General features: G+C 72.1%; 30 protein-coding genes. 19 read left to right on the forward strand and 11 right to left on the reverse strand.

The features are described 5' to 3' along the window. Nucleotides 1-120: 120 nt before the first annotated feature. Together AC3EN4_RS11180 and AC3EN4_RS11185 are read right to left on the reverse strand one after the other, a co-directional pair. Complete coding sequence (locus AC3EN4_RS11180; protein ID WP_422740398.1) at nucleotides 121-492, reverse strand: MmcQ/YjbR family DNA-binding protein; 372 nt, start codon at nucleotides 490-492, stop codon at nucleotides 121-123. 63 nt (nucleotides 493-555) lie between these two features. Further along, a complete protein-coding gene (locus AC3EN4_RS11185; RefSeq protein WP_435205863.1) occupies nucleotides 556-1,263 on the reverse strand; it encodes a DUF1223 domain-containing protein in 708 nt (235 codons plus the stop codon). A gap of 238 nt (nucleotides 1,264-1,501) precedes the next feature. Here AC3EN4_RS11185 and AC3EN4_RS11190 point away from each other — a divergent pair, with 238 nt between their 5' ends. The 3 genes from AC3EN4_RS11190 to AC3EN4_RS11200 all read left to right on the forward strand — a co-directional run bounded on the left by AC3EN4_RS11190 (nucleotide 1,502) and on the right by AC3EN4_RS11200 (nucleotide 3,510). After that, nucleotides 1,502-2,674 (forward strand): lactonase family protein, encoded by a 1,173-nt coding sequence (locus AC3EN4_RS11190; RefSeq protein ID WP_435205864.1) that lies wholly within the window; start codon nucleotides 1,502-1,504, stop codon nucleotides 2,672-2,674. A 179-nt stretch (nucleotides 2,675-2,853) separates the two neighbouring features. After that, nucleotides 2,854-3,123: a GlsB/YeaQ/YmgE family stress response membrane protein gene (locus AC3EN4_RS11195; RefSeq protein WP_422740395.1), complete on the forward strand. Its 270-nt coding sequence runs from the start codon at nucleotides 2,854-2,856 to the stop codon at nucleotides 3,121-3,123. Nucleotides 3,124-3,207: 84 nt separating this feature from the next. After that, entirely contained in the window at nucleotides 3,208-3,510 is a 303-nt protein-coding gene (locus AC3EN4_RS11200) for a GNAT family N-acetyltransferase (RefSeq protein WP_488179822.1), read from the forward strand. A 6-nt stretch (nucleotides 3,511-3,516) separates the two neighbouring features. On the opposite strand, the gene AC3EN4_RS11205 is transcribed toward AC3EN4_RS11200, so the two are convergent. Further along, nucleotides 3,517-3,855, reverse strand: coding sequence for an ArsR/SmtB family transcription factor (locus AC3EN4_RS11205; protein WP_435205866.1), 339 nt, complete (start codon nucleotides 3,853-3,855; stop codon nucleotides 3,517-3,519). Further along, nucleotides 3,852-4,310, reverse strand: coding sequence for an SRPBCC domain-containing protein (locus AC3EN4_RS11210; protein ID WP_422740391.1), 459 nt, complete (start codon nucleotides 4,308-4,310; stop codon nucleotides 3,852-3,854). Before AC3EN4_RS11210 ends, AC3EN4_RS11205 begins: the two co-directional genes overlap by 4 nt. Nucleotides 4,311-4,501: 191 nt before the next feature. Between AC3EN4_RS11210 and AC3EN4_RS11215 the strand changes: the two genes are divergently transcribed. After that, a complete protein-coding gene (locus AC3EN4_RS11215; RefSeq protein ID WP_435205867.1) occupies nucleotides 4,502-5,218 on the forward strand; it encodes an isocitrate lyase/PEP mutase family protein in 717 nt (238 codons plus the stop codon). 58 nt (nucleotides 5,219-5,276) lie between these two features. Here AC3EN4_RS11215 and AC3EN4_RS11220 read toward each other — a convergent pair whose 3' ends face one another. The 4 genes from AC3EN4_RS11220 to AC3EN4_RS11235 all read right to left on the reverse strand — a co-directional run bounded on the left by AC3EN4_RS11220 (nucleotide 5,277) and on the right by AC3EN4_RS11235 (nucleotide 8,688). After that, complete coding sequence (locus AC3EN4_RS11220) at nucleotides 5,277-6,011, reverse strand: DUF1963 domain-containing protein (protein ID WP_435205868.1); 735 nt, start codon at nucleotides 6,009-6,011, stop codon at nucleotides 5,277-5,279. A 77-nt stretch (nucleotides 6,012-6,088) separates the two neighbouring features. Continuing rightward, a complete protein-coding gene (locus AC3EN4_RS11225; protein WP_435205869.1) occupies nucleotides 6,089-7,018 on the reverse strand; it encodes a 5'-3' exonuclease in 930 nt (309 codons plus the stop codon). 59 nt (nucleotides 7,019-7,077) lie between these two features. Then, on the reverse strand, nucleotides 7,078-7,305 hold the full coding sequence (locus AC3EN4_RS11230; protein ID WP_435205870.1) for a hypothetical protein: 228 nt from the start codon (nucleotides 7,303-7,305) through the stop codon (nucleotides 7,078-7,080). A 120-nt stretch (nucleotides 7,306-7,425) separates the two neighbouring features. After that, complete coding sequence (locus tag AC3EN4_RS11235; RefSeq protein ID WP_422740386.1) at nucleotides 7,426-8,688, reverse strand: MFS transporter; 1,263 nt, start codon at nucleotides 8,686-8,688, stop codon at nucleotides 7,426-7,428. 98 nt (nucleotides 8,689-8,786) lie between these two features. Here AC3EN4_RS11235 and AC3EN4_RS11240 point away from each other — a divergent pair, with 98 nt between their 5' ends. After that, nucleotides 8,787-9,674, forward strand: coding sequence for a winged helix-turn-helix transcriptional regulator (locus AC3EN4_RS11240; protein ID WP_435205871.1), 888 nt, complete (start codon nucleotides 8,787-8,789; stop codon nucleotides 9,672-9,674). 41 nt (nucleotides 9,675-9,715) lie between these two features. On the opposite strand, the gene AC3EN4_RS11245 is transcribed toward AC3EN4_RS11240, so the two are convergent. Continuing rightward, the gene (locus AC3EN4_RS11245) at nucleotides 9,716-11,086 is read right to left on the reverse strand and encodes a glycosyl hydrolase family 18 protein (protein WP_435205872.1); all 1,371 of its coding nucleotides are present in this window, start codon (nucleotides 11,084-11,086) and stop codon (nucleotides 9,716-9,718) included. Nucleotides 11,087-11,291: 205 nt separating this feature from the next. Here AC3EN4_RS11245 and AC3EN4_RS11250 point away from each other — a divergent pair, with 205 nt between their 5' ends. Genes AC3EN4_RS11250 through AC3EN4_RS11260 form a run of 3 tightly spaced genes read left to right on the forward strand, consistent with a single transcriptional unit; the run spans nucleotide 11,292 to nucleotide 14,107 of the window. Next, nucleotides 11,292-12,401, forward strand: coding sequence for a M24 family metallopeptidase (locus tag AC3EN4_RS11250; RefSeq protein ID WP_435205873.1), 1,110 nt, complete (start codon nucleotides 11,292-11,294; stop codon nucleotides 12,399-12,401). Then, nucleotides 12,398-13,540 carry an acyl-CoA dehydrogenase family protein gene (locus AC3EN4_RS11255; RefSeq protein WP_435205874.1) on the forward strand — a complete coding sequence of 381 codons (1,143 nt, stop codon included), beginning with the start codon at nucleotides 12,398-12,400 and terminating at the stop codon, nucleotides 13,538-13,540. Before AC3EN4_RS11250 ends, AC3EN4_RS11255 begins: the two co-directional genes overlap by 4 nt. Nucleotides 13,541-13,600: 60 nt before the next feature. Then, nucleotides 13,601-14,107: an Lrp/AsnC family transcriptional regulator gene (locus AC3EN4_RS11260; RefSeq protein WP_422740381.1), complete on the forward strand. Its 507-nt coding sequence runs from the start codon at nucleotides 13,601-13,603 to the stop codon at nucleotides 14,105-14,107. Here the strand turns inward: AC3EN4_RS11260 and AC3EN4_RS11265 are convergent. Next, nucleotides 14,037-14,648, reverse strand: a complete 612-nt coding sequence (locus AC3EN4_RS11265; protein WP_435205875.1) for a histidine phosphatase family protein — start codon at nucleotides 14,646-14,648, stop codon at nucleotides 14,037-14,039. The genes AC3EN4_RS11260 and AC3EN4_RS11265 overlap by 71 nt on opposite strands. Before the next feature lie 158 nt (nucleotides 14,649-14,806). On the opposite strand from AC3EN4_RS11265, the gene AC3EN4_RS11270 reads away from it, so the two are divergent. From AC3EN4_RS11270 to AC3EN4_RS11290, 5 genes are all read left to right on the forward strand, one after another. Then, on the forward strand, nucleotides 14,807-15,001 hold the full coding sequence (locus tag AC3EN4_RS11270) for a CsbD family protein (RefSeq protein WP_422740378.1): 195 nt from the start codon (nucleotides 14,807-14,809) through the stop codon (nucleotides 14,999-15,001). A gap of 75 nt (nucleotides 15,002-15,076) precedes the next feature. Continuing rightward, nucleotides 15,077-15,418, forward strand: coding sequence for a YnfA family protein (locus AC3EN4_RS11275; protein WP_435205876.1), 342 nt, complete (start codon nucleotides 15,077-15,079; stop codon nucleotides 15,416-15,418). A gap of 541 nt (nucleotides 15,419-15,959) precedes the next feature. Next, entirely contained in the window at nucleotides 15,960-16,640 is a 681-nt protein-coding gene (locus tag AC3EN4_RS11280) for a polysaccharide deacetylase family protein (RefSeq protein ID WP_435205877.1), read from the forward strand. Nucleotides 16,641-16,693: 53 nt separating this feature from the next. Next, nucleotides 16,694-17,257: an RNA polymerase sigma factor gene (locus tag AC3EN4_RS11285; protein WP_435205879.1), complete on the forward strand. Its 564-nt coding sequence runs from the start codon at nucleotides 16,694-16,696 to the stop codon at nucleotides 17,255-17,257. Beyond that, the gene (locus AC3EN4_RS11290; protein WP_435205880.1) at nucleotides 17,257-18,309 is read left to right on the forward strand and encodes a hypothetical protein; all 1,053 of its coding nucleotides are present in this window, start codon (nucleotides 17,257-17,259) and stop codon (nucleotides 18,307-18,309) included. Before AC3EN4_RS11285 ends, AC3EN4_RS11290 begins: the two co-directional genes overlap by 1 nt. 43 nt (nucleotides 18,310-18,352) lie before the next feature. On the opposite strand, the gene AC3EN4_RS11295 is transcribed toward AC3EN4_RS11290, so the two are convergent. After that, complete coding sequence (locus tag AC3EN4_RS11295) at nucleotides 18,353-19,744, reverse strand: KamA family radical SAM protein (protein WP_435205881.1); 1,392 nt, start codon at nucleotides 19,742-19,744, stop codon at nucleotides 18,353-18,355. A gap of 141 nt (nucleotides 19,745-19,885) precedes the next feature. Here AC3EN4_RS11295 and kdd point away from each other — a divergent pair, with 141 nt between their 5' ends. From kdd to AC3EN4_RS11325, 6 genes are read left to right on the forward strand one after another with little or no spacing between them, the layout of a single operon-like run. Continuing rightward, nucleotides 19,886-20,947, forward strand: a complete 1,062-nt coding sequence (gene kdd / locus AC3EN4_RS11300) for an L-erythro-3,5-diaminohexanoate dehydrogenase (protein ID WP_488179824.1) — start codon at nucleotides 19,886-19,888, stop codon at nucleotides 20,945-20,947. A 4-nt stretch (nucleotides 20,948-20,951) separates the two neighbouring features. Continuing rightward, entirely contained in the window at nucleotides 20,952-22,517 is a 1,566-nt protein-coding gene (locus tag AC3EN4_RS11305) for an amidohydrolase (RefSeq protein ID WP_435205882.1), read from the forward strand. Next, nucleotides 22,514-24,070 (forward strand): lysine 5,6-aminomutase subunit alpha, encoded by a 1,557-nt coding sequence (gene kamD, locus AC3EN4_RS11310; RefSeq protein ID WP_422740371.1) that lies wholly within the window; start codon nucleotides 22,514-22,516, stop codon nucleotides 24,068-24,070. Before AC3EN4_RS11305 ends, kamD begins: the two co-directional genes overlap by 4 nt. Further along, nucleotides 24,067-24,852 (forward strand): lysine 5,6-aminomutase subunit beta, encoded by a 786-nt coding sequence (gene kamE, locus AC3EN4_RS11315; protein ID WP_422740370.1) that lies wholly within the window; start codon nucleotides 24,067-24,069, stop codon nucleotides 24,850-24,852. Before kamD ends, kamE begins: the two co-directional genes overlap by 4 nt. Beyond that, the gene (gene kal, locus AC3EN4_RS11320; protein ID WP_435205883.1) at nucleotides 24,849-25,241 is read left to right on the forward strand and encodes a 3-aminobutyryl-CoA ammonia lyase; all 393 of its coding nucleotides are present in this window, start codon (nucleotides 24,849-24,851) and stop codon (nucleotides 25,239-25,241) included. Before kamE ends, kal begins: the two co-directional genes overlap by 4 nt. Beyond that, nucleotides 25,238-26,575: a glutamate mutase L gene (locus AC3EN4_RS11325; protein ID WP_422740367.1), complete on the forward strand. Its 1,338-nt coding sequence runs from the start codon at nucleotides 25,238-25,240 to the stop codon at nucleotides 26,573-26,575. The genes kal and AC3EN4_RS11325 overlap by 4 nt, the downstream gene beginning before the upstream one ends. Nucleotides 26,576-26,892 lie beyond the last annotated feature (317 nt).

Raw genomic sequence — 26,892 nt, forward strand, 5'->3', positions numbered from 1 at the left:
TGAATTGTGGAAAACGTCGATCGAGAGAGCGCTCTCTCAGTCGGCACGGTAATCGACCGTCGAGATTCCCGTCAATGTGTCCGTCCGGTTGCGTGCTGATGTCGCCAACTCGTCGGGGGACTAGCCGACCCCGTCCAGCTCGGCGTGCAGCGCCTCCGGCGCGCGCATCCGCCACGCGTCGGTCACCAGCTCGGTGAGCCGATCGACGTCGACCGCCGCCAGACGCAGCAGCACCAGCGGCAGGCCGTCGTACCCGGGCGTGGTGAAGAAGAGCTCGGGCTCGCCGAGCAGCAGGGCCTGCTTCTCGGCCTCGTCCCCGACGAACAGCACCGCGATATCGAGTCGGATCACCCGTGGCCGGCCCGGGACGCGCTCCGGATAGGACCAGACGAAACCCTTGTCGGCCACCCGGAAGTCGAAGCCCTCGCTGTCGATCTCGACCGTGTGGGGCAGGGCCAGGGCCAGGCGGCGGACGTCGTCGGCGTCAGCCACCGAGCCCCCGCACATCGCGCGCCATCCGCATGCGCAGAGACTACGCACCGGGACCGACACAACTCAGCCGGACAGGTCGACGGCCGCGGCACCCACGACGACCCGGTCGGTCTCGCGCTGGACGTACCCGATCACCGCGGCCTGGTCCGGATCGAGGTCCGACGGCACGGCCAGCTCCACCCGGCCCCGCTCGCCGGCCAGGGGTGTGGATGCGAAGGCGCGTACCACGTTGTCCTGCCGCAGCGTCCGACCGGCGTTCTCGCCCCGGGCGATCGCGCTCTGCAGGCCGCGCTGCACGATCGCCACGTTCACCACCGCGTCCTGCGGCGGCCGCTCGACCCGGTAGTCCAGGACCAACGGCGTGCCGCCGCCACCGACCTGCGGGACCGACAGCGTGAGCGGCGCGGCGGCGGCCGAGGTCAGGGCGGACGCGATGGCGCTCGCCGCCCGGCCACGGTCGGAGCCGACGAACTCCGTGGTGCCGTTGACGATCATCTGCGGGGTGTAGAGACGCCCGGAGCCGAAGGCGCGGGCGTACGCCTCCTGCCGCGCGGTGTGTGCCGCGTCCGCGAACTGGTCGGGCCAGCCCAGGTCGTCCCAGTAGTCGACGTGGAAACCGAGGGCGAACACGGGCTCCCCGCGCGTGCGGGCGTCCCGTTCGATCTCGGTGAGCAGCTCCTCGGCCGGCGGGCAGCTGTTGCAGCCCTGGGAGGTGAACAACTCGACGACGGCGACACCGCCGCCGGTCGCCCCCGGTGCGAGGTTCGTCATGGCGTGTCTCCTCCCGTGCGGGCCGCTGGCCGCTCTTGCGGTTCCCGTTCCCGCGCCGACAACGCCTGGTCAGCGAGGTGGTTCAGACCCCTGGCGTGTCTTCAGTAGCATAAATCCGCCGTTACGTGTGACGGTGCCACTTATGGGTAACCCGCCGCTAAGAGGGATCTTCCTCCGATACCTTGCGAATGAGAGAAAAACTCTCATTCGTCATGAGTTGCGGCTAAGGAGATCAGTGATGAAGCGCAGCGTAGCGCTAGCGGCGGCCCTCCTGGTGGGCCTGACCAGCGCCGGAACACTCCCCGGCGCCGCCTTCGCGGATGGCGGGCCGGCGGGTGGCCACGATGACCGCGCAGGACGCGGACACCACCGGGGTAGCGAGGGCGCGGTCTTCGTCCAGACCAACAAGGCCGAGGGCAACACCATCAAGGTGTACGACCGGGACGAGGACGGCCAGCTCAGCAAGGCCGGGGAGTACGAGACCGGCGGTCTCGGCGGCTTCACGATCGGCGCGCCGGTCGACGCGCTGGCGTCGCAGGGTTCGTTGATCTACCACCGTAGGCTGCTGTTCGCGGTGAACGCCGGCAGCAACACCGTCACCGTCTTCGACGTCGACGGCACCCGGCTGCACAAGCGGCAGGTGATCTGGTCCGGAGGTCTACTCCCGGTCAGCGTCACGGTCCGCGACAACCTCGTCTACGTGCTCAACGCCGGCGGCGAAGGCTCGGTGCAGGGCTTCGAGCTGGACAAGGGGCGCCTGTCGCCGATCCACGGCGCCAACCGCTCGCTCGGCCTGCACAACGGCAACCCGCCCGCGTTCATGACCGCCCCCGCGCAGATCAAGATCGATCCGGACCGCGAATTCGTGCTGGTATCGACGAAGGCGGCCAACGTCATGTTCAGCTACGAGATCGGTCGCCACGGCGAACTGTCCCGCCACCCGGTCATCAGTGACGCCGGCTCCGCGCCGTTCGGCTTCACCTTCGACACGGAGGACTCGGTACTGGTCACCGAGTCGGGCAGCAACGAGGTCAGCCGGTTCGACCTCGACGAGGACGGCGCCCTCGACCAGGTCGGGCCCTCGGTGCCGAACGGCCAGCAGGCGCCCTGCTGGATCCAGCGGGTCGGCGACTACTTCTACGTCGCGAACGCCGGCAGCTCCACGATCAGCGCCTACCGGGTCGACGACGACGGCAAGCTCGAACTCGTCCACGCCGTCGCCGCCGACACGGGCGGAGGGGCGATCGACATGACCACCAGCGACGGTTTCCTGTACGTCCAGAACGCCGCCGCCGGCAACGTGCAGGGCTACGAGGTGAACGACGACGGTTCCCTTCGCCTCGTCACCACCGTCGAGGGCCTGCCGAAGTTCACCGACGGCATCGGCATGGAGGGCATCGCCGCCTCCTGACGATCGACACGTCGCTGGTCCCGGTCGCTTCCGGCCGGGACCGGCGCGCGTCTCCTCCCGCCCCGGACATGACAACTGTGTGACAAATCAGCCCGGGGGTCGATCGCTGGTTTCGGTGGGGCCCGGCAGGGGGCAACCAGACGTCGCTGACGACAACACATTCGGAAGGGACGGCCCCCGTGGAAATCCAGGGCTTCTTCACCGCGATCATCATCGGCCTGATCATCGGCGCCCTCGGTCGCCTCGTGGTTCCCGGCAAGCAGAACATCTCGATCGTGCTCACCCTCGCGATCGGCGTGCTCGCCGCGATCCTCGGCACGCTCGTCGCCGGTGGCCTCGGCGTCGACGACACCGCCGGCATCGACTGGATCGAGCTGCTCCTGCAGGTCGTGTTCGCCGCGATCGGGGTGGCCGGCACCGCCGCCGTGCTGGGCCGGCGGCGCCCCTGACGTCCCGCTCTTCCGGGGGCCCGTCGGCCCCGACGCGCCCGTGGCGACGACTGGTCGCCACGGGCGCTGTGCTTGGATGATCCGGTGGACTTCACCGTGACAGACGTGCCCGCGCGCGAGCGGTTCGAGGCGCGCGACGAGACGGGCGTCGTCGCCGGCATCGTCACCTACCAGCTGACCGGCGCCATCATCGCCTACACCCACACCGAGGTCGATCCGGCGTACGAGGGCCGGGGCGTCGGCTCGACCCTGGCGCGCGCCGTCATGGACGACGCGCGCGCCAAGGGCCGCAGCGTGGTGCCGATCTGCCCGTTCCTCGCCGAGTGGCTGGTCAAGCACCCCGAGTACGAGGACATCGTCGTACGGTCCACCCGCAAGGTGAAGTAGCGCCGGCTACTCCGTGCGGTGACGTTCGATCGTCTCGGCGATCCGCTTGATCCGGCGGAGTCGGGCGTCCCAGGTCGCGCCGACGGCGGTCAACTGGGCGACCGCGCGGGCCAGTTGCGCCTCGTCGACCCGGTAGTGCCGCTCCCGGCCGGCGGGCGCGGAGGAGATCAGGCCCACCCGGTCCAGGACGGCCAGGTGCTTCGACACGGCCTGGCGGGTGACGGGAAGCCGTTCGCTCAGTGACGTGGCGGTGCCGGGCCCGCCGCTGAGCAGCAGGTCGATCATGCTGCGCCGGATGGGATCCCCGATCGCCGACCAGAGGGCGTCGTCGGCCGCGGTGGTCATGACGCGGCGACCAGCCGGGTGACGTACGCGCCGAGGGCCGGGACGTAGTGGTTCCATCCGCCGACGTGGTCCTGGTACTGCTTTTCCAGCACGGCGACCTCCCAGCCCATCTCGCGGAAGCCGGTCTCCGTCATGCGGACCCGGGTCCCCGTCGCGGTCGGCACGAGGTCGAAGGTGACCAGCAGCGACTGGCCGGTCCGGTCCGGCTCGGTGAAGCACCACCGGAAGGAGAACCGCTTCGGCGGGTCCACGTCGACCACGGCCAGGTCGACGGTCGTCGTCGCGCCGGTCTCGGCGTCGCGCCACACCAGCTCGCCGGGAGCGCCCGGCACGGGCTCGAAGCGGGCGTCGTCGGGCCACCACTCGCGCACGTGCTCGGGCTGGCTGATGACCTCGAAGACCACCTCGGGTGAGGCGTCGACGTCGATGTCGCGTTCGATCACTCCGTACTCCATGCGTACCATCCTCTCGCAACCTTTGGTTGCGTAAAGATACAACGACCCGGCGGCAACGTGCAACATTTCGTTGCATGTTGGCGTAGCGGTTCGGCGGCGGGCACGCGGCGGGCGATGACGGTACGGTCCAGGTTGGGTTGCCTGTCCGGCCCGCACCGTCGTCCCTCCACGTCCCCTGGGAGACCTGAACGATGACTGCCTCCGCGCTCCGCGCCCTGCACCACGACCGCCCCGCCGGCGACCCGCTCGTCCTGCCGAACGCCTGGGACGCGGGCAGCGCCCGGGTCTTCGCCGACGCCGGCTTCGACGCGCTCGCCACGCCCAGCGCCGGCGTGGCGGCCTCGCTCGGCTACGAGGACGGCTCAACCCCGCCCGCCGAGATGTTCGCCGCGGTGGCGCGGATCGTCCGGGCCGTGTCCGTGCCGGTGTCCGCCGACGTCGAGGACGGGTACGGGCTGGCCCCCGCCGAGCTGGTCGAGCGGCTGCTGGAAGCCGGCGCCGTCGGCTGCAACCTGGAGGACTCCGAGGGGCACGCCACGCTCAAGGACCCGCAGCGGCACGCCGACTGGCTGGCCGAGGTGCGCGCCGCGGCCGGTGACGCGCTCGTCATCAACGCGCGCGTCGACACGTTCCTGTTCGGCACGGGCGATCCGGCCGACGCGATCGCCCGCGCGAAGCTCTACGTGGCGGCGGGGGTCGACTGCGTGTACCCGCTGCGGGCCCCCACCGAGGTGCTTTCGGTGCTGCGCGCGGGCATCACCGGCCCGATCAACATGGCCGCCGCGCCGAACCGGGAGTCGGTGGCCGAGCTGGCCCGCCACGGTGCCACCCGGATCACGTTCGGGCCGGGCCTGCAGCGGTACGCGATGAGCGCGATCGGCGACCTGGCGGCGAACCTGCGGGCATAGCGCGGCGGTGCTCCGACACCGCCGCGCCGCCACACCTGCCGCCGGAGTCCGGACCGGGTCAGCCGTTGAAGTCGGTCATCAGCCAGATCCGGTCGAAGGCGCGCTCGGCCAGGTCCGCATGCGTGATCATGAAGTTGACGACGATCGACGTCTGCCCGAACGCGTCACCCACCTGCCCCTCGTCCAGCCAGACGGTGGCCAGCACGGTGTGCTCGGTGGCGTCGAGGATGGGGTTGTCCGCGCCGCCGGTGCTGGCGGCGCCGTAACCGCCGAGGGAGAACTCGTAGCCGTTGCCGTCGAGGTACCACATCACCTCCCCGATCGCCTCCTCGACCTCGTCGTCCAGGCGAAGGTCGAACGGCGCCTCGCGCTCGTTCTCCGGAAGGCTCCAGCCGGCACGGGCGTGCAGCGGGACCGGATCGAAGACCGGCACCCCGGGGTCCGCGCGCTCGGTCACTTCGGTGCCGGCCGGCACATGGACGACCCGACAGGCGGTGGGCGTGAAGGTCGGCTCGACGAAGAACAGCAGCGCCCCGTCGGCCGGCAGATCGAGGTCGTGCCCGTGCGAGGGGATCGCCGCGAGGTCGAGCGTCAACACGAGGCACTGCCCGGGCGGCCACTCCTGGCCCTCGGGCAACGCCGCGAGACCACCGAACCGACCAACCTCGGGCAGGCCGTCGCCCTTGAGCACCAGCTCCGTCTGTGGTCGGGCCAGCCGCACCCAGCGCTCGATCTCGTCCACCGGCACGTTCTGCTCCCGGGCTGCGCGCCGGAACTCCTGTCGTACGTCCATGGGCGGGCATTGTGCCGGAAAGATCCGACAGGCAGCGGTCCGCGACCGGCAGGCTCCGCGCCGGTCCGCGCGGGTCCTCAGGCGGCGTCGCCGCGGGCGGCCAGGGCGTCCACGAGCCGGCGGGCGGAACCGGCCAGGTTCCACCGGTCGGCCAGGTCGAGCAGCCGCTCCGGGTCAGCCGGGGCCGTCGGCAGCGCGGTGGGCAGCTCCGGCAGGGCCACGTCCAGGGCCACCCGGACCACCGTCGGCGCGACGGCCAGGTAGTCGCGGGCGCCCGCCAGCTTGGTGCGCAGGCCCGGCGCGAAGGACGAGTCGGAGTCGTCCAGGGCGGCCAGGATGCCGTCGATGCTGCCGTACCGCTCGATCAGCCGCGCGGCGGTCTTCTCGCCGACGCCCGGAACCCCGGGCAGCCCGTCGCTGGGGTCGCCGCGCAGGGCGGCGAAGTCGGCGTACCGATCCGCCGGCACGCCGTAGCGGGCGCGCACCGCCGCGTCGTCGCAGTCGTCGAGCTTGGCCACGCCGCGCCCGACGTAGAGCAGGCGTACGCCCCGGGCGTCGTCGACGAGTTGGAACAGGTCCCGGTCGCCGGAGACCACCTCGACCGGGCCCGGCTGGGTCACCGACAGCGTGCCGAGCACGTCGTCGGCCTCGTAGCCCTTGGCTCCCACGGCGGTGATGCCGACCGCGTCCAGGACCTCGAGGATCATCGGCACCTGCGGGGAGAGTGTGTCGGGGACGACCTCGCCGCCCTGCGGGGCCACCCGGTGCGCCTTGTACGACGGCAGCAGCTCGACCCGCCACGCCGGCCGCCAGTCGTAGTCCAGCGCGCACACCATCCGGTCGGCGCCCCGACCACGGATGAGCGTGGCGAGCATGTCGAGGAAGCCGCGTACCGCGTTGACGGGCGTGCCGTCGGCGGCGCGGGCGGCGGACTCCGGGATGCCGAAGTAGGCCCGGAAGTAGAGGCTGGGTGCGTCGATCAGCAGGATCGGGGATCGGTGTGCCACGCCCGACAGCCTGGCACAGCCCTCCGACGATCAGCGGTACGCCCGGCCGCGCGGCGGTGTCAGCGCCGCTCGTCGTGCCGGTAGACGGTGTCCCGCCGGGCGAGGTGCTGCACGAGGTAGCTGGTCACCAGCAGCAGGATGGCGACCACCACCTCGACCCAGGCGGCGACGCCGTCGGCCACGGTCAGCCCGATCACGAGCAGGACCAGGCCGACGAGGGCGAGTACGCCGGCCCACAGCTGCCGACGACGGCGGGTCGCCGACCGGTTCGCGTCGTTCGATGTCACGTCGGCCCTCCCGGTCGGGGCTGCCCATGCCGGCATCCCCGTCTCAGGCTATGACCCCCGCCCCGGTCCCACCCGGAAAACCACCGTGCGGGCCGGCCCGGGGAGGGCGCAGACTGCCGCTCACCGAGCAGTGGTGACGACCGGACGCCGGCTCTCGTCGCGGTCGTGGTCGGTGAGGTCGTGCAGGCGTCGGACAGGGGAGAGCAGCAGCACCAGGGGCGCGGCGATCAGGGTCACCGCGAAGACGAACAGGGTGGCGCGCGCGCCGAGCGGTCCGGCCAGCGCGCCGGCGACCAGCCCGCCGACCGGGATGGCGCCCCAGGAGACGAACCGCACGGTCGCCATCACCCGGGACAGGAGTTCGGGTGGGCTGGCGATCTGCCGGTACGTCCGGGTGGTCACGCTGAGCACGACGGTGCCGAGGGAGAAGACGATGCTGCCGGCGGCGAAGGCGACGTACGCGGGCCAGCCGGTGCCCCCGGGAATCAGGAAGGCTCCGACGACCGTCGTGAATCCGGCGGCGACCAGCGCGCGGGCGCTGCCGAGCCGCGTGGTGATCCGGGTGGTGAGGGCCGCCCCGACCAGCGCGCCGACACCCTCGACGGCGAGCAGGACGCCGACCAGGCCCGCCGGCGCGTGCAGGTCACGGACCAGATAGAGCGGGTGCAGCGCGAACTGCGCGCCGCAGACGAAGTTCATGGCCGTCGCGGCCCACATGCACGGGCCGATGACCGGGTGGTACGCGGCGTAGCGCCAGCCCTCGCGGATCAGCGCACCGACCGGCGGCCAGTGCTCCGGCGCGTCGACGCGGCGCGCGGGCAGCGTACGCAGGAGAGCCGCCGAGACGAGGTAGCTGGCCGAGTCGACGAGCAGGGTGGGCACCGCGCCGAGCGCCTGCACGGCGAGCCCACCGAGGGACGGGCCGCTGAGCAGGGTCGCGGCGTGGGTGGCCGAGGTGAGGCTGTTGCGCGACTGCAGCTGCTCGCGCTCGACGATGCTGGGCAGGAAGGTCGAGTTGGCCACGTCGAACAGCACGTTGGCGAAGCTGACGACGAGCGCGGTGACCACCAGGTGGGTCACGGTGAGCTGCCCCCACCACCAGGCCAGTGGGATCGACGCGACGGCGAGGGCCCGGGCCACGTCCGCACCGACCTGGGCGCCGCGCAGCGGCAGGCGCTGCACGATGACACCGGCGGGTAGGCCGATCACGATCCAGGCGACGTAGCTGGCGGCGGCGATCAGACCCATCTGCCAGGCGGAGGCGTCCAGGACGGTGAGCGCGGTCAGCGGCAGGGCCACCGCGCCGACCGCCGACCCGACCAGGCTGGTCGTGCCGGCGGTCCACCAGCGCCAGAACACCCCGGCCCGTTCGTCGACGTGCATGTCGTCGGCCCCCGTTCGTCGCGCCGCGGTGCTCCCGGTGTTAGTGCGTTCCATTCTGGAACGGACTATAGTCGGGTCAGGACAGAGGGAGGAAGTGGGTGCGACGCGAGGATCTCGCCGACGCGGACTGCGGCATCGCGCAGGCGCTCGGCGTGCTGGGGGACTGGTGGACGTTCCTCATCGTGCGCGACGTCGCCGGCGGCACGACCCGCTTCGACGCGCTCCAGCGCGAGCTGGGCGTCAGCCGACGGGCGTTGACCGAACGCCTGGCCGCGCTGGTGGAGCACGGTGTGCTCGAACGCCGCCCGTACTCCGCGCACCCCCCACGGCATGACTACCTGCTCACCGCGAGGGGCGAGGGCCTGCTGCCGGTGCTGATCGCCCTCCAGGACTGGGGGACGAGGCACCTGATGGGTGACGGGGAACTGACCGCGACCGCCGACGACGCCTCCGCCGAGGCGCGACGGGTGCAGCACCTCGTCGGGCGGCGACTGCCCGAGATCGTCCTGCCCGGGCCGGACGGCCGGCCGGTCCCCGTGGCCAGACCGGACGAGTGGTGCGTCCTCTACCTCTTTCCGGGCGCGTACGCGCCGGGCGTGAACGCCTATCCGCCCGGCTGGGGCGACATCCCCGGCGCGCGGGGCTGCACCCTGGAGTCGACCACCTACGCCGCCCGGTATCCGCGATTCCGGGACCTGGGGGTGCGGGTGTACGGCGTCAGCACCCAACGACCGGACCAGCTCGCCGACTTCACCGCGTACGCCGGGTTGCCGTTTCCGCTGCTGTCCGACCAGGACGGCCGGCTCGCCGCCGGTCTGCTGCTGCCCACCTTCCGGGCCGGCGGGGTGACCCGGTTCAAGCGGCTGACGATGCTGGTCGACCCGGCGTCGGTGGTGCGGGCGGTGCAGTTCCCGGTCACCGATCCGGCCGGGTCGGTCGACGAGATGCTGGCGCTGGCCCGCGACCGAACGACGATCCCCGGCTGACGCGGGCGGCGTCAACCGGGGATCGAGGCGTACGGGTCGGGTCAGGCCGGGAGCGTCCAGCGCTGGTTGGCGCCGGCGAAGCACTCCCAGATCTGCAGGCGGGTGCCGTCGGCCGAGGTGTTGTCGGTGACGTCGAGGCACTTGTTGGACTGCGGGTTGCGCAGCGTGCCGTTGGACTGCGCCTGCCACACCTGCGCGCCGCTGCCGTTGCAGTCGTAGAGCTGCACCTTCGCGCCGTTCGCCGTGGAGCCGCTGGTGATGTCGGCGCACTTGCCCAAGGCGCGCAGCGTGCCGTCGGTGGCCACGGTCCAGGTCTGCGCGGTGGTGCCGTTGCAGGTGTAGAGCTGGATGGCGGCGCCGTTGGCGGTGCTCGCGGCCGCCACGTCGACGCACTTGCCGCCGAGCCCGGTGATCCGGCCGGTACGACCCGACGGCGGCGGGGTGGTGCCGCCCATGATGGTGTCGTACATGGCGCTCACCAGGGAGGTGGAGCCGGTGGTGTCCTGCGACAGTTCCCAGTTCATCACGCCGCCGGCGTTGGCCAGGGCCCACTGCGTCTTGCGCTTGACGGTCGGGATGCCGTTGTAGCACTGCTGCGCGCCGCCGGCCGTGGTGCAGTCCCGGTTGGCGTTGGCCGGGTCCAGGGCGACGAGCGCCGAGTACGTGTAGTAGCCGGGGCGGCTGTAGAACGGGATGCCGAGGACGGCCTTGCTGGCCGGCAGTCCACGGGACTTCCACAGGTTGATGCTGTTGATCGACCAGTCGTAGTTCGAGTGCGGGCTGCCGCCGTCGTACGCCATGATGTTGAGCCAGTCGACCTGGCTGAACACGGCGGTCGGCACGCCGTCGAGGTAGTACCCCTCGGAGACGACGGCCGCGGTGAGCAGCTTGCCGCGGCTGTGCAGGGCACTGCTGAGCTGGGTCATGAGCTGGGTGTAGTTGTTCGCCGAGGCGCCCGGGTCGGGGTACTCCCAGTCCATGTCGACGCCGTCCAGGTTGTACTGGTTGACGAAGTTGACCAGGTTGTTGACGAACGCCGTCCGGCTGCCCGAGTTGCCCGCGAGGGCTTCGAAGGCCGAGTCGTTGCCGTCGTTCCAGCCGCCCACGGCGATGGAGACCTTGACGTTGTTGGCGTGCGCCTGGGAGACGAGCGAGGAGAGTTTGCTCGGGTTCTCCACGGCGCGCAGGCTGCCGTCGTTGTTGGGCAGCACGAAGGCGTAGTTGATGTGGGTGAGCTTGTTGTACTGGATCGTGTTGACGTTGCCGGCCCACGAGGGCATGTAGCCGACGCTCTTGAAACCGTTCGGCAGCACCACGGCCTGCGCGGCGGTGGGCACGAGGGTGACGGTGGCGGCGGCGGTGGCCAGGGCGAGCAGACCGGCGCTGAGGGCGCGGCGCAGTGGTGAGGACATGGGGGCCTTCCCGTGGGCGGGGGACGACACCCGCCCACGCAGGGTGGTCGCGGGCGGGAGGTACGGGGGACGCAGGAACGGGTGGGCCTCGAGGTGGCCAAATCTTAAAGAGTGTTAACTGTCCGAGTCAATCAACGCCGGTGGATTTCCGTCGCGGAACGCACGCGGCTGCCGGCGGTCCCCAAACGACCGTTAAGCTGACGGGGTGGGAACCGACGAGCTGTACCCGCCGGACCGGCTGGTCGCCGCGCAGCGCGCCACGGCCGCTGCCGGCCTGGACGCGTTGCTGCTCACGCCCGGCTCCGACCTGCGCTACCTGACCGGCTACGACGCCCACGCGGGGGAGCGGCTGACCTGCCTGGTGCTGCCCGCCGAGGGTGAGCCCACGCTGGTGGTGCCCCGCCTCGAACGGCCGGCCGCGGAGGCGTCGGTCAGCAGCGGTCTGCGCGTCGTCGACCACGCCGACGGCGCCGATCCGTACCCCCTGGTCGTCGCCGCCCTCGACGGCCCGGCGGCGGCGGTCGGGCTCGCCGACCGGATGTGGGCGGAGCAGGTGCTCGCCCTGCGCGCGGCGCTGCCCGGCACCGCGCAGCGGCTCGCCGGCGAGGTGCTGCGGGAGCTGCGGATCCGCAAGTCCCCGGCCGAGGTGGCGGCGCTGGCCGAGGCCGGCGCGGCGATCGACGAGGTGCACCTGCGGATGGGCGAGTGGCTGCGCCCCGGGCGCACCGAGGTCGAGGTGGCCACCGACATCGCGGCGGCGATCCGCGCCGCCGGGCACGTCAGCGTCGACTTCGTCATCGTGGCCGCCGGCCCCAACGGGGCGAGCCCGCACCACGGCACCTCGGACCGGCCGATCGGCGTCGGCGAGCCGGTGGTGGTCGACATCGGCGGCACCATGCCGTCGGGCTACCGCTCGGACTGCACCCGCACCTACGTCGCGGGCGGTCCCGCGCCGGCCGAGTTCGTGGAGTACTACGCGGTGCTGCACGCCGCCCAGCGCGCGGCGGTGGCGGCGGTCCGGCCGGGCATCACCGCGGCGGCGGCCGACGCGGCGGCCCGGGCGCCCATCACGACCGCCGGGTACGGCGACGCGTTCCTGCACCGCACCGGGCACGGCATCGGCCTGGACGGGCACGAGGAGCCCTACCTGGTGGCCGGGAACGACCGGCCGCTGGAGGCGGGCATGGCGTTCTCCATCGAACCGGGCATCTACCTGGCGGGCCGGCACGGCGCCCGCATCGAGGACATCGTCGTCTGCACGACGGACGGCGTGCAACGGCTCAACACCACCCCCACGGAGCTCATCGCGCTATGACTGTCGACCGGATCCTCCCCACCGACGAGGCCCACGACCTGCTGGACCTCGCTACCGAGCTGGCCGACCGTGAGTTGGCGCCCAAGGTCGCCGGCTTCGAGGAACGCGCCGAGTTCCCCCGTGAGGTGCTGCGCACGATCGGCCGCGCCGGCCTGCTCGGTCTGCCGTACGCCGAGGAGCACGGCGGCGCGGCGCAGCCGTACGAGGTGTACCTCCAGGTGCTGGAGATCCTGGCCAGCCGGTGGCTCGCGGTCGCCGAGGCGGTCAGCGTGCACACCCTGAGCTGCTACCCGGTGGCCGCGTTCGGCACCGACGAGCAGCGCAAGCTGCTGCCGGACATGCTCGGCGGCGAGCTGCTCGGCGCGTACTGCCTCTCCGAGCCGCAGGGTGGCTCGGACGCGGCGGCGCTGAGCACCCGGGCGGTCCGTGACGGCGACGCGTACGTCCTCTCCGGCACCAAGGCGTGGATCACCCACGCGCACAGCGCCGACTTCTACAACGTCTTCTGCCGCACCGGCGGACCTGGCCCGAAGGGCATCTCCTGCCTGGTGGCCGACGCGGGTACCGCCGGCATCGCGCCGCAGGCGGCGGAGCGGACCATGGGTTTGCGCTCCTCGCCGGTGGCGCAGATCGTCTTCGACGGGGCGCGGGTGCCCGCGGACCGGTTGGTCGGCGGCGAGGGGGCGGGTTTCACCATCGCGATGTCCGCCCTGGACTCGGGCCGGCTCGGCATCGCGGCCTGCGCGGTCGGGCTGGCCCAGGGGGCGCTGGACTACGCGGTCGGCTATGCGCGCGAGCGGCAGCAGTTCGGCCGGTCCATCATCGACTTCCAGGGGCTGGGCTTCCTGCTCGCCGACGCGGCCACCCAGATCTCGGCCGCCCGCGCGTTGACCCTGGCGGCGGCGCGGCTGCGCGACGCCGGGCGGCCGTACTCGATCGAGGCGGCGAAGGCGAAGCTGTTCGCCACCGACACGGCGATGCGGGTGACCACCGACGCGGTGCAGGTGCTCGGTGGGGCCGGCTACGTGGCGGACCACCCGGTGGAGCGGTACATGCGCGAGGCGAAGGTGTTGCAGATCGTGGAGGGCACCAACCAGATTCAGCGGATGGTGATCTCCCGGGCGCTCGCGAAGAGCTGAGAGGCGCCAGCGCGGGCTTCCTCGTCGCCGTCGCGCCGATTTCCCGGTAGGTTGCTCGCCGTGGAGGAGATCGACCGCGCCATCGTCGCCGCGCTGACCGCCGACGGCCGCCTGTCGTACACCGACCTGGCCGAGCGGGTGGGCCTGTCGGTGTCCGCCGTGCACCAGCGGGTGCGGCGGTTGGAGCAACGCGGCGTCGTCAAGGGGTACGCGGCCCGGGTGTCCTTCGAGGCGCTGGACCTGCCGTTGACCGCGTTCGTGGCGATCCGGCCGTTCGACCCGTCGCAGCCGGACGACGCGCCGGAGCGGCTGGCCCACCTGCCCGAGATCGACTCGTGCTACTCGGTGGCGGGGGAGGACTTCTACCTGCTGTTGGTGCGGGTGGCCAGTCCGACGGACCTGGAACGGGTGTTGCAGGAGATCCGTACGTCGGCGAACGTGACGACCCGGACGACGGTGGTGCTGTCCACGCCGTACGAGAACCGCCCGCCGAAGATCAGTGCCGGGGCGCCTGGTCGGTCGCGGTCCCGGGGGCCGGAGGAGCCGGCTGGTTCCACCGCAGGATGACCTGCCGGCCGTGCTCGTGACCGAGCGCGCTGACCGTGGCGGTCTCCAGGCGCAGTCGTCCGCCCGCGGACGGGGGCAGCCCGATCCAGCGGGCGCCGAGCACCCGCAGGCTGTGCGCGTGTCCGACCAGGGCCACGGTGCCGCGGTCGAGCAGCGGGGTGACGCGGGCCAGCACCCGGTCGATCCGCTCGCCCACCTGGGCGGGTGACTCCCCGCCGGGGCAGCCGTCGGTCCAGATGTTCCAGTGCGGGTCGTCGTCGTGGATGTCGACGGTGGTGCGGCCCTCGTACTCGCCGTAGTTCCACTCGCTGAGGTCCTCGTCGACGGCGTCGACGGTGAGCCCGGCGAGCTGCGCGGTGCGCAGCGCGCGGGATCGGGGACTGGCCAGGACGGTGGCGAAGCGCCGGCCGGCGAGGAACGCCGCGAGGGTGCGGGCCTGTCGCTCGCCGTCGGGGGTCAGCTCCAGATCGGTGTACGAGGTGTGCCGCAGGCTGGCGCTCCAGGTGGTCTCGCCGTGCCGGATCAGCAGGAGCTCTCCCATGCGGCCAGTTAACCACCGTGGCGGCATCGCCCGGGCCGCCCTCCCTCAACCTATCTTCCTAGGATGCCTTAGCGGGTGTGCCAGCCCGCACACCACCGGTTTCAGCACCGGGAGACCGGGCAAGCGAGCGGCGACAACCGCCAGACCGAGGAGGCGCGATGAGCTTCACCGAGAAGGCAAAGAACAAGGTCGAGCAGATGGCCGGCGCCGCGAAGGAGCGGGTCGGCGACATGACCAACAACGAGCGGATGCGCGGCGAGGGCGCCAGCGAGCAGAGTGACGCGCGCGCCAAGCAGGCCGGTCAGAACATGAAGGACGCGGGTCGCAACGTGAAGGACTCCTTCACCAAGTGACCTGAGCGGTGTGAATGGTCCCCGAGTGCGTCGTCGCCTCGGGGACCTTTCGTCCGGGGCGGCTATCGTCGCCGGGTGACGGTGCTGCGTTCGCTGGTGTTGTTCGTGCTGGCTGCCCTGGCCGAGATCGGCGGGGCTTGGCTGGTCTGGCAGGGCTGGCGTGAGCAGCGCGGCCTGTGGTGGATCGCCGCGGGTGTCGTCGCCCTGGGCTGTTACGGATTCGTGGCGACGTTCCAGCCGGACGCGAACTTCGGCCGGATCCTGGCCGCGTACGGCGGGGTGTTCGTGGCCGGCTCGCTGGGCTGGGCGATGGTCGTCGACGGCTTCCGCCCGGACCGCTGGGACCTGCTAGGCGCAGCACTCTGCCTGCTCGGCGTAGCAGTAATCATGTACGCCCCCCGCACCACGGCGGCGTAACCCCCTTCGCTGCCCCCGCCCCGCATCCCGCCCGCCTCCCGCGCCGTCGATCATGGAGTCGTGGTGGGGACGAAGCACCCGGGAGACCGTCAATCAGGCACCACAAGTCCATGATCGACGGCTGCGGGGGGACACCTCGTCGATCTTGCGGTTTCTGTGGCGACATAAGGGGTGTCTCGCTTAAATCGACGACCGGAAGTGCAAGATCGGCGCGAGGTTGGCGGGGCGGTGAGACGCACTCGCTTCTGCGATGATGCGGCGCGTGGTGGGACCCCGGGTGCACTGGTTCGGCGTACTGGTCGTGGTGGCCTTTTCTGGCGTTGGTGGGTGCGCGGCGTCCCGGGTGCCGCCGCCGGAGCGGCCGGTGTTCGTCGGTGCCTCCGGCACGCCCTCGGTGTCGCCGGCCGCGCCGGTGTCCAGCACCGCCGCACCGGCAGGTGTCCCGACGGCTGCGGCTTCCCCTCCCACGGTTCCGACGACGGCCGCGCCGACGACGGGTACTCCGGCACCGGGGGTGCCGAGCCTCCCCGGTGCGTCGAGGGTGGGGACCAGGGCGCCGGTGGTCGACCACGGGCCGCGGACCGGCAACCGGGTCGCGTTGACGTTCGACGCGGACATGACGGACGGGATGCTGGCCAATCTGCGCAGTGGCAAGGTGCGCTCGTACGCGAACCTGCGGATTCTCGACCTGCTGGAGCGGGAGCAGGTGCCGGCGACGTTCTTCCTGACCGGCAAGTGGGTGCGGCGGTACCCGGAGGTGACCCGGCGGATCGCCGGCAATCCGCGGTTCGAGGTGGCGAACCACACCTTCGGGCACGCGGCGTTCACGGCGGACTGTTACGACCTGCCCCGGCTGCCGGTCGACGAGTTGGCCGCCGACGTGGCGAAGACGTTCGAGGTGATCGCGCCGTACGGGGGTCGGCAGACCCGGTACTTCCGCTTCCCGGGGTTGTGCCACGACGCGGCGGCGTTGGACGCGTTGGCGCCGTTGGGCGTGACGGTGGTGGATGGGGACGTGGTCAGCGGTGATCCGTTCGCGAAGGCGTGGCAGCCGCTGGTGCGGGCCGTGTTGGATCACGTCCGTCCCGGCTCGGTGGTGATCATGCATGTGACCGAGGCGAACGCGGCGATGACCGACGAGGCGTTGCCGCACATCCTGGCCGGGTTGCGGGCGCGTGGGTTGACGCCGGCGCCGTTGTCGGAGGTGTTGGCCGGCGGCTGAGCCGGGGGCGGTGTGCCTGTCACGGTGGCGGTCGTGCCGGACATGGAGTGGGTGTGAGCTCCGGGGCAGAGTATGACGAGGACCGTTTCCGGCGGGCCTACACCGAGGACTTCGAGGCGTTGCTGGCGTACGCGTTGCGGCGGGTCGCGCAGCCGGAGGACGCGGCGGATGTCGTCGCGGAGACCTTCCTGGTGGCGTGGCGCCGGCGGCGGGACATGCCGGTGGTCGGTGAGGCTCGACTGTGGCTGTACGGGGTGGCTCGGCGGGTGTTGGCGAACCATCACCGTGGCGGTGTTCGTCGGCAGCGGCTCGGTGAGCGGTTACGTCAGCAGATCGCGGTGTCGGTGGTCGATCCGGGCAGTGAGGTGCCGGAGCGGTTGGCTGTTCGGGCGGCGTTGGCGTCGCTCGGGGAGTTGGACCGGGAGGTGTTGATGCTGACCGTGTGGGAGGGGCTGCGGCCGCATGAGGTGGCCGCCGTGCTGGGGGTGCGTCCGGCGGCGGTGCGGACCCGGTTGTCGCGGGCGCGGGCGGCGGTGCGGCGGTTGGTCGGTGGCGGGCCGGGGGCTGCTGGACATGTGCTTGATGTGCTGACCGCGTCTGCCCGCGAGGAGGACTGATGACCGCAGTGGAGCGTGTGGATGAGCTGGTTCGGGATGCCGATCCGGGTCGGGTGCTGGGGGATGTCGGTGAGGTGAAGCGGGCCCTGCTGGTGGAGATCATGGCCGAGTCGTCGTTCGGTCGGCGGGCGGGGGTGTCTCGGCGGTGGTCGGGGGTGCGTGGTGTGGCGGGTGTGGTGACGGCGGCTGCCGTGCTGGTGAGCGTGTTGTCGGTGTCGATGGTGGTGCGGGGGCGGTCCGAGGGGGGCGGGGTGTCGCCGATCGTGACGGCGGACGCGGGCGTGGTGTATTCGCCGGCGGTGGTGGCGGGTGCGGAGCGCAATCCGCGGTTGTTGATCGACCGGGCGGGGTGGCGGGTGACCAACCTGTCGGGGTTTGCCGAGGAGCAGGGCGGTGTGACGTTCCGCAGGGGTGGGCAGGAGGTGGAGATGACCTGGTATCCGGCCGACGCGTACGCGCTGCGGTATCCGGATCGGCGCGGGGAGGGGCCGGCGCGGTCGGTGCGGGTCGATGGCGGGCCGGCTGAGTTGTTCCAGGGTCTCAACGGGGATTTCACGGTGATGGTGCGTCCGCGCGACGGGGTGTACGTGGAGATGCGGACGTCCGGCGTGTGGTCGCGCAAGGAGGTGGAGCGGGTGCTCGCCGCGGTGGTCCGGGTTGATGTGCGGACGTGGTTGGCGATGCTTCCGGCGGAGATGGTGCGGCCGGCGCGGGAGCGGGCGGCGGAGGTGCTTGTCGGTGTTCCGCTGCCGCCGGGGTTCGACGTCGCCGTGTTCGACACTGTCGGGGTGAGTGATTCGTACCAGTTCGGGGTGGCGGTGACGTCCCGGGTGGGTTGCGGGTGGGTCGAGCAGTGGCGGCGGGCGCGGGCGGGTGGGGACCAGGACGCGGTGCGGCGGGCCGTCGAGGCGTTGGCGGGCAGTCACGGGTGGCGGGTGCTGCGGGACATGGACGGGGCCGGTGACTGGCCGGAGGTGTTCTGGGGGGTCGCCGACGCGGTGGCGTCCGGGACGTTGCCGGCGGGGTACGTGGCGGCCCTGGGCTGCCGGTGACGGTGACGGCGACACCCCCGGCGGGGGTGTCGCCGTCGGTGGGTCAGTCGTCGCGGTGGTCGGTCCACCACTGCTGGCCGTCGGCGGGCAGGGTGTCGATCGGGTCGTAGTAGGCGTAGCGCTTGTTGAGCGCTTCGAGGTCGGCGGACTCGATGGAGGTGCGGTAGTTCTTGGTCCAGTAGGAGATGCCGCGCTCGCGGTCGTAGTCGGTGAGCATGTGCACCCAGCGTTTGCCGACGAAGGGGACGTCGCAGACGATGCGCGGGGTGGCGTAGCCGGGTAGGTAGCCCATGATGTCGTGCTGGAGTTGCTGGGCGTGCCAGACGGGGACCCGCCAGTGTTCGGCGTTGGGGATCATGTCGCACATGTAGAAGTAGTACGGCAGGATGCCGGCTTCGCCTTGCAGGGCGAAGCAGAGGTCGAGCAGGTCGGCGCTGGTGGCGTTGACGCCGCGCATGAGGACGCCCTGGTTGCGGACGTCGCGGACGCCGACGTCGAGGGCGGTCTGGGCGGCCTTGGCGACCAGTGGGGTGAGCGACTGGGCGTGGTTGACGTGGGTGTGGATGGCCAGGTTGACGCCGCGGCGGGCGGCGGTGCGGGCGACCCGTTCGAGGCCTTCGACGACGTCGGGTTGGAGCCAGTGCTGGGGCAGGCCCATGAGGGCCTTGGTGGCGAGCCGGATGTCGCGGACGGTCTCCAGTTCCAGCAGTCGCATGAGGTACGACTCGAGGTTGCGCCAGGGGACGTTGGCGACGTCGCCGCCGGAGACGACGACGTCGCGGACGCCGGGGTGGGCCTTGAGGTACGTGATGTGGGCGTCGTAGCGGTCGACGGGCTTGAGGGTGAGTTTGAGTTTGTCGACGGCGGGGGTGGAGTTGCCGACGAGGTCCATGCGGGTGCAGTGTCCGCAGTACTGCGGGCAGGTGGAGAGCAGTTCCGCGAGGACCTTGGTGGGGTAGCGGTGGGTGAGGCCTTCGGCGACCCACATGTCGTGTTCGTGGAGGCTGTCGCGGCTGGCGTAGGGGTGTGAGGGCCAGTCGGTGCGTCGGTCGGAGGCGACGGGGATCATGTAGCGGCGGATGGGGTCGGCGAGGAACGCCTCGGTGGTCATCGCCTCGAACGGCACCATCGTGTTGATCATCTGCGGTGGCACCAGCATGGACATGGTGGCCAGGGCCTGCTGGTCGGCTTCGAGGTCGGCGTAGAAGCTGTCGTCGACGAGGTCGCCGAGCACGACGCGTAGTTGCTTGATGTTCTTGACGCAGTTGACCCGCTGCCACTGGGCGCTCTCCCACTGGTCGCGGGTGACGTGTCGCCAGCCGGGGAAGCGGGTCCAGTCGGGTTCGACGAGGGGGCGGCGGTGGTATTCGTACGGCTGCCCGGCGGTCGGGGTGGCGACCGGGGCGTGACGGGGTTGGGGGATGGTCTGGGTCACGGCCCCTCCTCGGTGGTGCTGCTGATCATCGAAGCCCGAAGGCTACTGGAAAATATCCGGCGAAGAAATTAGTCTGCCGTAAGTTTTCCCGTTACGCGAGCCCTGGCCGGGGCTTCGAGCGGCTGGGTAGGGGAGGTCGGCGTGACGTCACCGGTGGGTCTGCACCGCGTCGTGCAACCGGCGGGGGTGCTGCCGCAGGCGGCGTGGCGCCTGGACGCGTCGGCCGCGATCGCGCCCAACGAGGTGCGGATCCGGGTGCAGCGGTTGAACCTGGACGCGGCGAGCTTCCGGCAGTTGTCGGAGAAGCACGGCGGGAACGGTGACGCGGTGCGCGCCGAGGTGCTGGAGATCATCTCCACCCGGGGCAAGATGCAGAACCCGGTGACCGGCTCGGGTGGGATGTTGATCGGCACGGTCGAGGAGGCCGGTCGGCGTTCCCCGCTGGGGCTCAAGGCCGGTGAGCGGGTCGCCACGCTGGTGTCGTTGACGCTGACGCCGCTGGTCATCACCGACGGGTTGGCCCGCTGGGACGGGCGCAGTGAGCAGGTGCCGTGTGACGGGTGGGCGATCCTGTTCGCCCGGTCGATCGCGGCGGTGCTGCCCGAGGACGAGGATCCGCAGCTGTCCCTCGCGGTGCTGGACGTGTGCGGGGCGCCGGCGCTGACCGCGCGGGTGGTGTCGCGGTACGTCGAGGACCGGCGGCGTGCCGGCGATCCGACGCCGGTGCGCGTGGCGGTGATCGGTGGTGCGGGCAAGAGCGGGTCGTTGTCCCTCGCTGCGGCGCGCCGCTCGGGCGCCGCCCGTACCGTCGGGGTGGTTCCGGTGGCGGCGGAGCGGGACGCGCTGACGGCGGCCGGCCTGGCGTCGGTGGTGGCGGTGGCGGACGCGCGTGATCCGGTGGGCCTGTCCACGGCGGTGACCACGGCGTTGGGCGCACCGGCGGACGTGACGGTGGTGTGCGTGGACGTGCCGGGCTGTGAGCACGGGGCGATCCTGTCGACCGCGGACGGCGGCACGGTGATCTTCTTCTCGATGGCGACGAGCTTCTCGGCGGCGGCGTTGGGCGCGGAGGGGCTGGCGGCGGACGTGACGATGCTGGTCGGCAACGGGTACGTGCCGGGGCACGCGGAGATGGCGTTGGGGTTGCTGCGCGCCGAGCCGGGGGTGCGCCGGCTTTTCGCGGCGCGGATCGCGGCAGACTGAGGTCATGACGAACCCCTCGACGTTGTACCGCGGCGGCGTGTTGCACTGTCCGGCGGACCCGAGCGCGACCGCGCTGCTGGTGTCCGGTGGGCGGATCACCTGGTTGGGCACCGACGGTGACGCGCCGTCGGCGGACCGGGTGGTGGACCTGGGCGGGGCGCTGGTGACGCCGGCGTTCATGGACGCCCACGTGCACGCCACGGACACCGGGTTGGCGCTGTCCGGGCTGGAGTTGTCCGGGGCGCACTCGGCGGCGCAGGTGCTGGACGCGGTGGCCGCCTTCGCGGCGGGCCTGCCGGCGGACGCGGTGGTGCTGGGGCACGGCTGGGACGAGTCGGGTTGGTCGGACGCGACGCTGCCGGACGCGGCGGCGTTGGACCGGGCCGCCGGCGGCCGGCGGGTGTACCTGTCGCAGGCGTCGATCCATTCGGCGTTGGTGTCGTCGGCGCTGCTGGCGGCGTGTCCGCAGGTCGTGGACGCGGCCGGCTACGACCCGTCGGGCTGGTTGCGGCGCGACGCGCACCACGTGGTGCGGGCCGCGGCGCAGGGATCGGTGACGCGTTCGCAGCGGGTCGCCGCGCAGCGGGTGGCGCTCGCGCACGCGGCGTCGTTGGGCATCGCGGCGGTGCACGAGTGCGGCGGCCCGGAGATCTCCGACGAGGAGGACTTCACCGGCCTGCTGGGCATCTCGGGCGCGGGGGTGCCGGAGGTGTACGGGTACTGGGGTGAGCTGGGTGGCGCGGCGCGGGCCCGGGAGTTGGGTGCGGTGGGCGCCGGCGGGGACCTGTTCGCCGACGGGGCGTTGGGGTCGCGCACGGCGCACGTGTCGCAGCCGTACGGCGACGGCGACGGCTGCGGCCACGGGTACCTGACGGTCGAGCAGGTGCGCGATCACCTGGTGGACTGCGCGGCGCACGGCCTGCAGGGCGGCTTCCACGCGATCGGTGACGCGGCGATCGGCACCGTCCTGGACGGGTTCGCGGCGGCGGCGACGACGCTGGGCGTGGAGCGGCTGCGGGCGGCCCGACACCGCGTCGAGCACGCCGAGATCATGAGCCGGCGGATGATCGCCCGGTTCGTGGAGTACGGGATCGTGGCGAGCATGCAGCCGGCGTTCGACCGGCTGTGGGGCGGCGCGGGTCGGATGTACGAGGCGCGCCTGGGCCTGGCCCGGTCGTTGGAGTCCAACCCGATGGGCGCGATGCACTCGGTGGGCGTGGCGTTGGCGTTCGGGTCGGATTCGCCGGTGACGCCGCTGGACCCGTGGGGGTCGGTGCGGGCGGCGGCGGCGCACCACAACCCGACGCAGCGGATGAGTGTGCGGGCCGCGTTCGCGGCGCACACCCGCGGCGGGTGGCGGGCGGTGCACCTGGACACCGAGGGTGTGTTGGCGTTGGGCGCGCCGGCGACGTTCGCGGTGTGGTCGACGCCGGCGGGCGTGGACCGCGGTCTGCCGGTGCTGCTGGCCGAGGATCCGGACCTGCGGGGTCCGGACGATCCGACGCCGCTGCCGGTGTGCCGGCGGCTGGTGCTGCGCGGTGAGGTCATCTACGAGGAAGGGTCGTCGTGACCGGGAAACTTGACCTTGATCCGGTGTTGGTGGCGCGGGCGCGGGAGTTGGCGCGGCGGGCCGGGCAGCCGGTGGTCGACCTGGCGCGCAGCCACACCACGGTGTCGGTGGAGCGGGCCGTGCTGCGCCTGGCCGGGGTGACGGGCGCCGACCCGGACGGCATCCCGTGGGTGAACCGTCTCGTCGACGCGGTCGTCGCGGACGTCGGGCTGGGTCACGGGGTGGCGGCGCCGGTGTTCGACGCCCTGGCGCGCGAGGGCGGCACCGACGTGACGTTGCTGGCGCAGAAGGCCGCCGCCGGGTCGGTGCGCTTCGCGGTGCCGTCGGGGCGGGCGGCCACGGCGGCCCGGTCGGCGGCCCGCAAGGCGGTCGGCGCGGGCATCCGGCGGATCGACCGGCGGCGCGCCGAACGGGACCGGCTGATCAAACGGCACGGCGACCCGGCGCAGCGGCCGTGGATCTACCTGATCGTGGCGACCGGGGACATCTACGAGGACATCCCGCAGGCGCAGGCGGCGGCCCGGGCCGGCGCGGACGTGATCGCGGTGATCCGGTCGACCGGCCAGTCGCTGCTGGACTACGTGCCCGAGGGCGCCACCCGCGAGGGGTTCGCCGGCACGTACGCCACGCAGGAGAACTTCCGGCTGATGCGGAGGGCGTTGGACGAGTCGTCGCGGGAGTTGGGCCGCTACGTGCGGTTGACGAACTACGCGTCGGGCCTGTGCATGCCGGAGATGGCGACCCTGGCCGGCCTGGAACGCCTCGACATGATGCTCAACGACTCGATGTACGGGATCCTGTTCCGCGACATCAACCCGGTGCGCACGTTCGTCGACCAGCGGTTCTCCCGGCAGGTCCACGCCCGGGCGGGCATCATCATCAACACCGGTGAGGACAACTACCTGACCACCGCCGACGCCGTCGACGAGGCGCACACGGTGACGGTGTCGCAGTTGCTCAACGAGTTCTTCGCCCACGAGGCCGGATTGGCGGACTGGCAGTTGGGCCTCGGGCACGCGTTCGAGATCAACCCGGAGGTGCCGGAGTCGTTCCGGCTGGAGTTGGCGCACGCCCTGCTGGCCCGGGAGTTGTTTCCGGACGCGCCGCTGAAGTGGATGCCGCCGACCAAACACATGACCGGCGACGTGTTCCGGGGCAACCTGCTCGACGGGTTCTTCAACCTGGCCGGGACGCTGACCGGGCAGGGCATCCTGCTGGTGGGGATGATGACCGAGGCGGTGGTGACGCCGTGGCTGTCCGACCGGGACATCGCCCTGCAGAACGTGCGGTACGTCCTCGGCGCCGCCGGCGGGCTGCACGAGGACTTCGTCCCGGCGGCCGGCGGGTTCATCCGTCGCCGCGCCAACCAGGTGCTCGGTGAGGCCCTGGACCTGCTGGAGCGCATCGGCGAGCAGACGCTGCTCACCGCGATCGCCGAGGGCACGTTCGGGATCATGAAGCGGCCCGCGGACCGGGGCAAGGGCCTCGACGGGGTCGCCGCGCACGAGGCCGACTACTACAACCCGGCCACGCACATCCTGGAGGCGGCGTGAGCAAGCAGCCAACCGGCCAGCACAGCGGGGGCGTGAGCAAGCAGATCGTGCGCCCGTACGGGGACACCACCGGCGACGGCATGGTGCAGGTGTCGTTCACCCTGCCGGTGCCGCACGACAAGCGGGCCGAGGGCGCGGCGGTGCAGTTGGCCAACAAGATGGGCATCGACCCGGCGATGCTGGTGCACGCCAAACCGATGGGCGACGGGTTCACGTTCTTCGTCGTGTACGGGCGGGTCAACCACCTGGTCGACCTGAACGCGGTGCAGGTGGTGGAGCGGGACTTCCCGCTGCTGTCGGCCAAGGACGTCAACACGGTGGTCAAGCAGCGGTTGCGGCGCAAGCTGTCGGTGGTCGGCGCGTGCATCGGCACCGACGCGCACACCGTGGGCATCGACGCGATCCTCAACGTCAAGGGCATCGCGGGGGAGAAGGGCCTGGAGTACTACCGGGAGCTGAAGGTCACCAACCTGGGCGCGCAGGTCAGCGTCCCGGAGCTGGTCGAGGCGGCCCGGGCGGAGAAGGCCGACGCGGTGCTCGTGTCGCAGGTCGTCACCCAACGCGACGCGCACCTGCACAACACCCGGGAGATGTCGGCCGCGTTCCGGGAGGCGATGCCGGCGGGCAGGCGGCCGCTGTTGATCGTCGGCGGTCCCCGCTTCGACGAGACGATGACCGACGAGTTGGGCGTCGACCGGATCTTCGGTCGGGGCACCACCCCGGGCGAGGTGGCCAGCTACCTGGTGCACGCCCTGATCACGCAACGGAAGGCGAACGCATGACCGACGCTCGGCTCGGGTTGACGGTGACGCACCGGCGGTACGTGCCGTACGCGCACGCCCACTACGCCGGCAACCTCGTCGACGGGGCGTACGCCCTGGGACTGTTCGGTGACGTCGCCACCGAGGTGTGCATCCGTACCGACGGCGACGAGGGTCTGTTCGCCGGGTACGCCGACGTGCGGTTCACCGCGCCCATCCGCGCCGGTGACGTGGTCGAGGTGACGGCGACGGTGTCCCGGGTGGGCAGCCGCAGCCGCACCCTGGAGTTGAGCTGCGCGGTGGTGTGCCGGGGCCGCCCGGACCGTTCCGAGTCCGCCGCCGAGGTCCTCGACCCGCCGATCGTCGCGGTGACCGCGACCGGCACCGTGGTCGTACCAGCGTCCTCGTGACCCTCGCGGTCTGCGCGGACGTCGGCTCCACGTACACCAAGGCGGCCGTGGTGGACCTGACCGCCGGTGTCCTGGTCGGCGCGGCGGCCGCGCCCACCACGGTGGGCAGCGACGTGCTGCGCGGCCTGGACGCCGCGGTCACGGCGGCCACCGCCGGGCTCGGGCTGCGCGACGTGCCGTGGTACGTCTGCTCGTCCGCCGGCGGTGGGCTGCGGCTCGCCGTGATCGGCTACGAGGCCCTCGTCACCGCCCAGGCGGGCCGGCGGGTCGGGTTGTCCGCCGGCGCTCATGTGGTGCACACCGCCGCCGGGCGGCTCGACGCGGCGGCCCTGGCCGCGCTGCGAGCGGCCCGCCCGGACGTGGTGCTGCTGGTGGGTGGCACCGACGGCGGCGACGCCGACACCATCCGGCACAACGCGACCCGGCTGGCCCGCGCCCGCTGGCGCACACCCGTGGTGCTGGCCGGCAACGCCGACGTGCGCGCCGAGCTGACCGCGCTGTTGGCCGAGGCCGGGGTGCCGGTGAGCGGCGCGGACAACGTGCTGCCGCGCATCGGGGTCCTCGCGCCGGCGTCGGCGCGCTCGGCCATCCGGGCGGTGTTCCTGCGGCACGTCATCGGTGGTAAACGACTGTCCCGGGGGACCCGTTTCGCAAGGCTGGTCCGGGCGGCCACGCCGGACGCGGTGCTGACCGGGGTGGAGGTGCTGGCCGACACCGTCGGCGGGGACCTGGCCGTCGTGGACGTGGGTGGGGCCACCACCGACGTGTACTCGGTACTCACCCCCGACGAGCGGGCCACCGGGCCCGGCCGGGAGGTCGCCGGCAGTCTGTGGCGGGCCCGTACCGTCGAGGGCGACCTCGGCATGCGGTGGAGCGCCCCGGGTGTGGTCCGCGCCGCCGTCGAGGAGCGGCTGCTCACCGCCGCCGACGCCGACGAGCTCGCCGACGCCGCCGACCGGCGGGCGGTCGACCCGGCGTTCCTGGCCGGCGACGACGTCGAGCGGGCCGTGGACGCGCGGATCGCCACCCTGGCGGCGACGGTGGCGCTGCGCCGACACGCCCGTGGTGTCGCCACCGGCGAACGGGCCGGGCGGGACCTGCGGGACGTGCGGCTGCTGGTGGGCTCCGGCGGGGTGCTGCGGCACGCGCCCGCCGACGCGTCCGGGCGGGTGCTGGCGGCGGTGCTGGCCGACCACGCGGGCGGGTGGGCGTTGCCGCGCGCCGCCCGCGCGGTGGTGGACGTCGACTACGTGCTGGCCGCCGGTGGGCTGCTCGCCGAGGAGCACCGGTCGGCGGCGCAGGCGCTGCTGCGCCACCATCTGTGTTCGCAGTGAGACACACCGATCCGACACGCCGTGGCGCAACACACGACAGGCCGGGGTGGGTTGACAGGGGGCGGGGTGCAGCACGTACCGTCTTTGAGTCCTACCACGGGAAGCGGCTGTTGTTCGCTTCGTCCCTTCGTCCGCTGGCCGAGCGACATGTTTTCAGCGTCATCGTCGCGGCGGCCAGGTCCAGCGGGCGGGGGTCGGCGGGGCGGCGCGAACCGGCCGCGATTACCGGTGTACGGGCAGGGTGAGGTGCACGGCCAGTAGACAACGGCCCGGCGGGGGCAGCCAGTCAACCGCCTGGTCGGTCCGAAGGTCGGCGT

Source organism: Micromonospora sp. bgisy143, assembly GCF_057708145.1.

Excerpts from the sequence above, each read along its gene's own strand:
- AC3EN4_RS11185 (WP_435205863.1), bottom strand. The coding sequence starts at position 1,263 with ATGACGAACCTCGCACCGGGGGCGACCGGCGGCGGTGTCGCCGTCGTC.
- AC3EN4_RS11190 (WP_435205864.1), top strand. The coding sequence starts at position 1,502 with ATGAAGCGCAGCGTAGCGCTAGCGGCGGCCCTCCTGGTGGGCCTGACC.
- AC3EN4_RS11205 (WP_435205866.1), bottom strand. The coding sequence starts at position 3,855 with ATGACCACCGCGGCCGACGACGCCCTCTGGTCGGCGATCGGGGATCCC.
- AC3EN4_RS11210 (WP_422740391.1), bottom strand. The coding sequence starts at position 4,310 with ATGGAGTACGGAGTGATCGAACGCGACATCGACGTCGACGCCTCACCC.
- AC3EN4_RS11215 (WP_435205867.1), top strand. The coding sequence starts at position 4,502 with ATGACTGCCTCCGCGCTCCGCGCCCTGCACCACGACCGCCCCGCCGGC.
- AC3EN4_RS11220 (WP_435205868.1), bottom strand. The coding sequence starts at position 6,011 with ATGGACGTACGACAGGAGTTCCGGCGCGCAGCCCGGGAGCAGAACGTG.
- AC3EN4_RS11235 (WP_422740386.1), bottom strand. The coding sequence starts at position 8,688 with ATGCACGTCGACGAACGGGCCGGGGTGTTCTGGCGCTGGTGGACCGCC.
- AC3EN4_RS11245 (WP_435205872.1), bottom strand. The coding sequence starts at position 11,086 with ATGTCCTCACCACTGCGCCGCGCCCTCAGCGCCGGTCTGCTCGCCCTG.
- AC3EN4_RS11255 (WP_435205874.1), top strand. The coding sequence starts at position 12,398 with ATGACTGTCGACCGGATCCTCCCCACCGACGAGGCCCACGACCTGCTG.
- AC3EN4_RS11265 (WP_435205875.1), bottom strand. The coding sequence starts at position 14,648 with ATGGGAGAGCTCCTGCTGATCCGGCACGGCGAGACCACCTGGAGCGCC.
- AC3EN4_RS11270 (WP_422740378.1), top strand. The coding sequence starts at position 14,807 with ATGAGCTTCACCGAGAAGGCAAAGAACAAGGTCGAGCAGATGGCCGGC.
- AC3EN4_RS11290 (WP_435205880.1), top strand. The coding sequence starts at position 17,257 with ATGACCGCAGTGGAGCGTGTGGATGAGCTGGTTCGGGATGCCGATCCG.
- AC3EN4_RS11305 (WP_435205882.1), top strand. The coding sequence starts at position 20,952 with ATGACGAACCCCTCGACGTTGTACCGCGGCGGCGTGTTGCACTGTCCG.
- kal (WP_435205883.1), top strand. The coding sequence starts at position 24,849 with ATGACCGACGCTCGGCTCGGGTTGACGGTGACGCACCGGCGGTACGTG.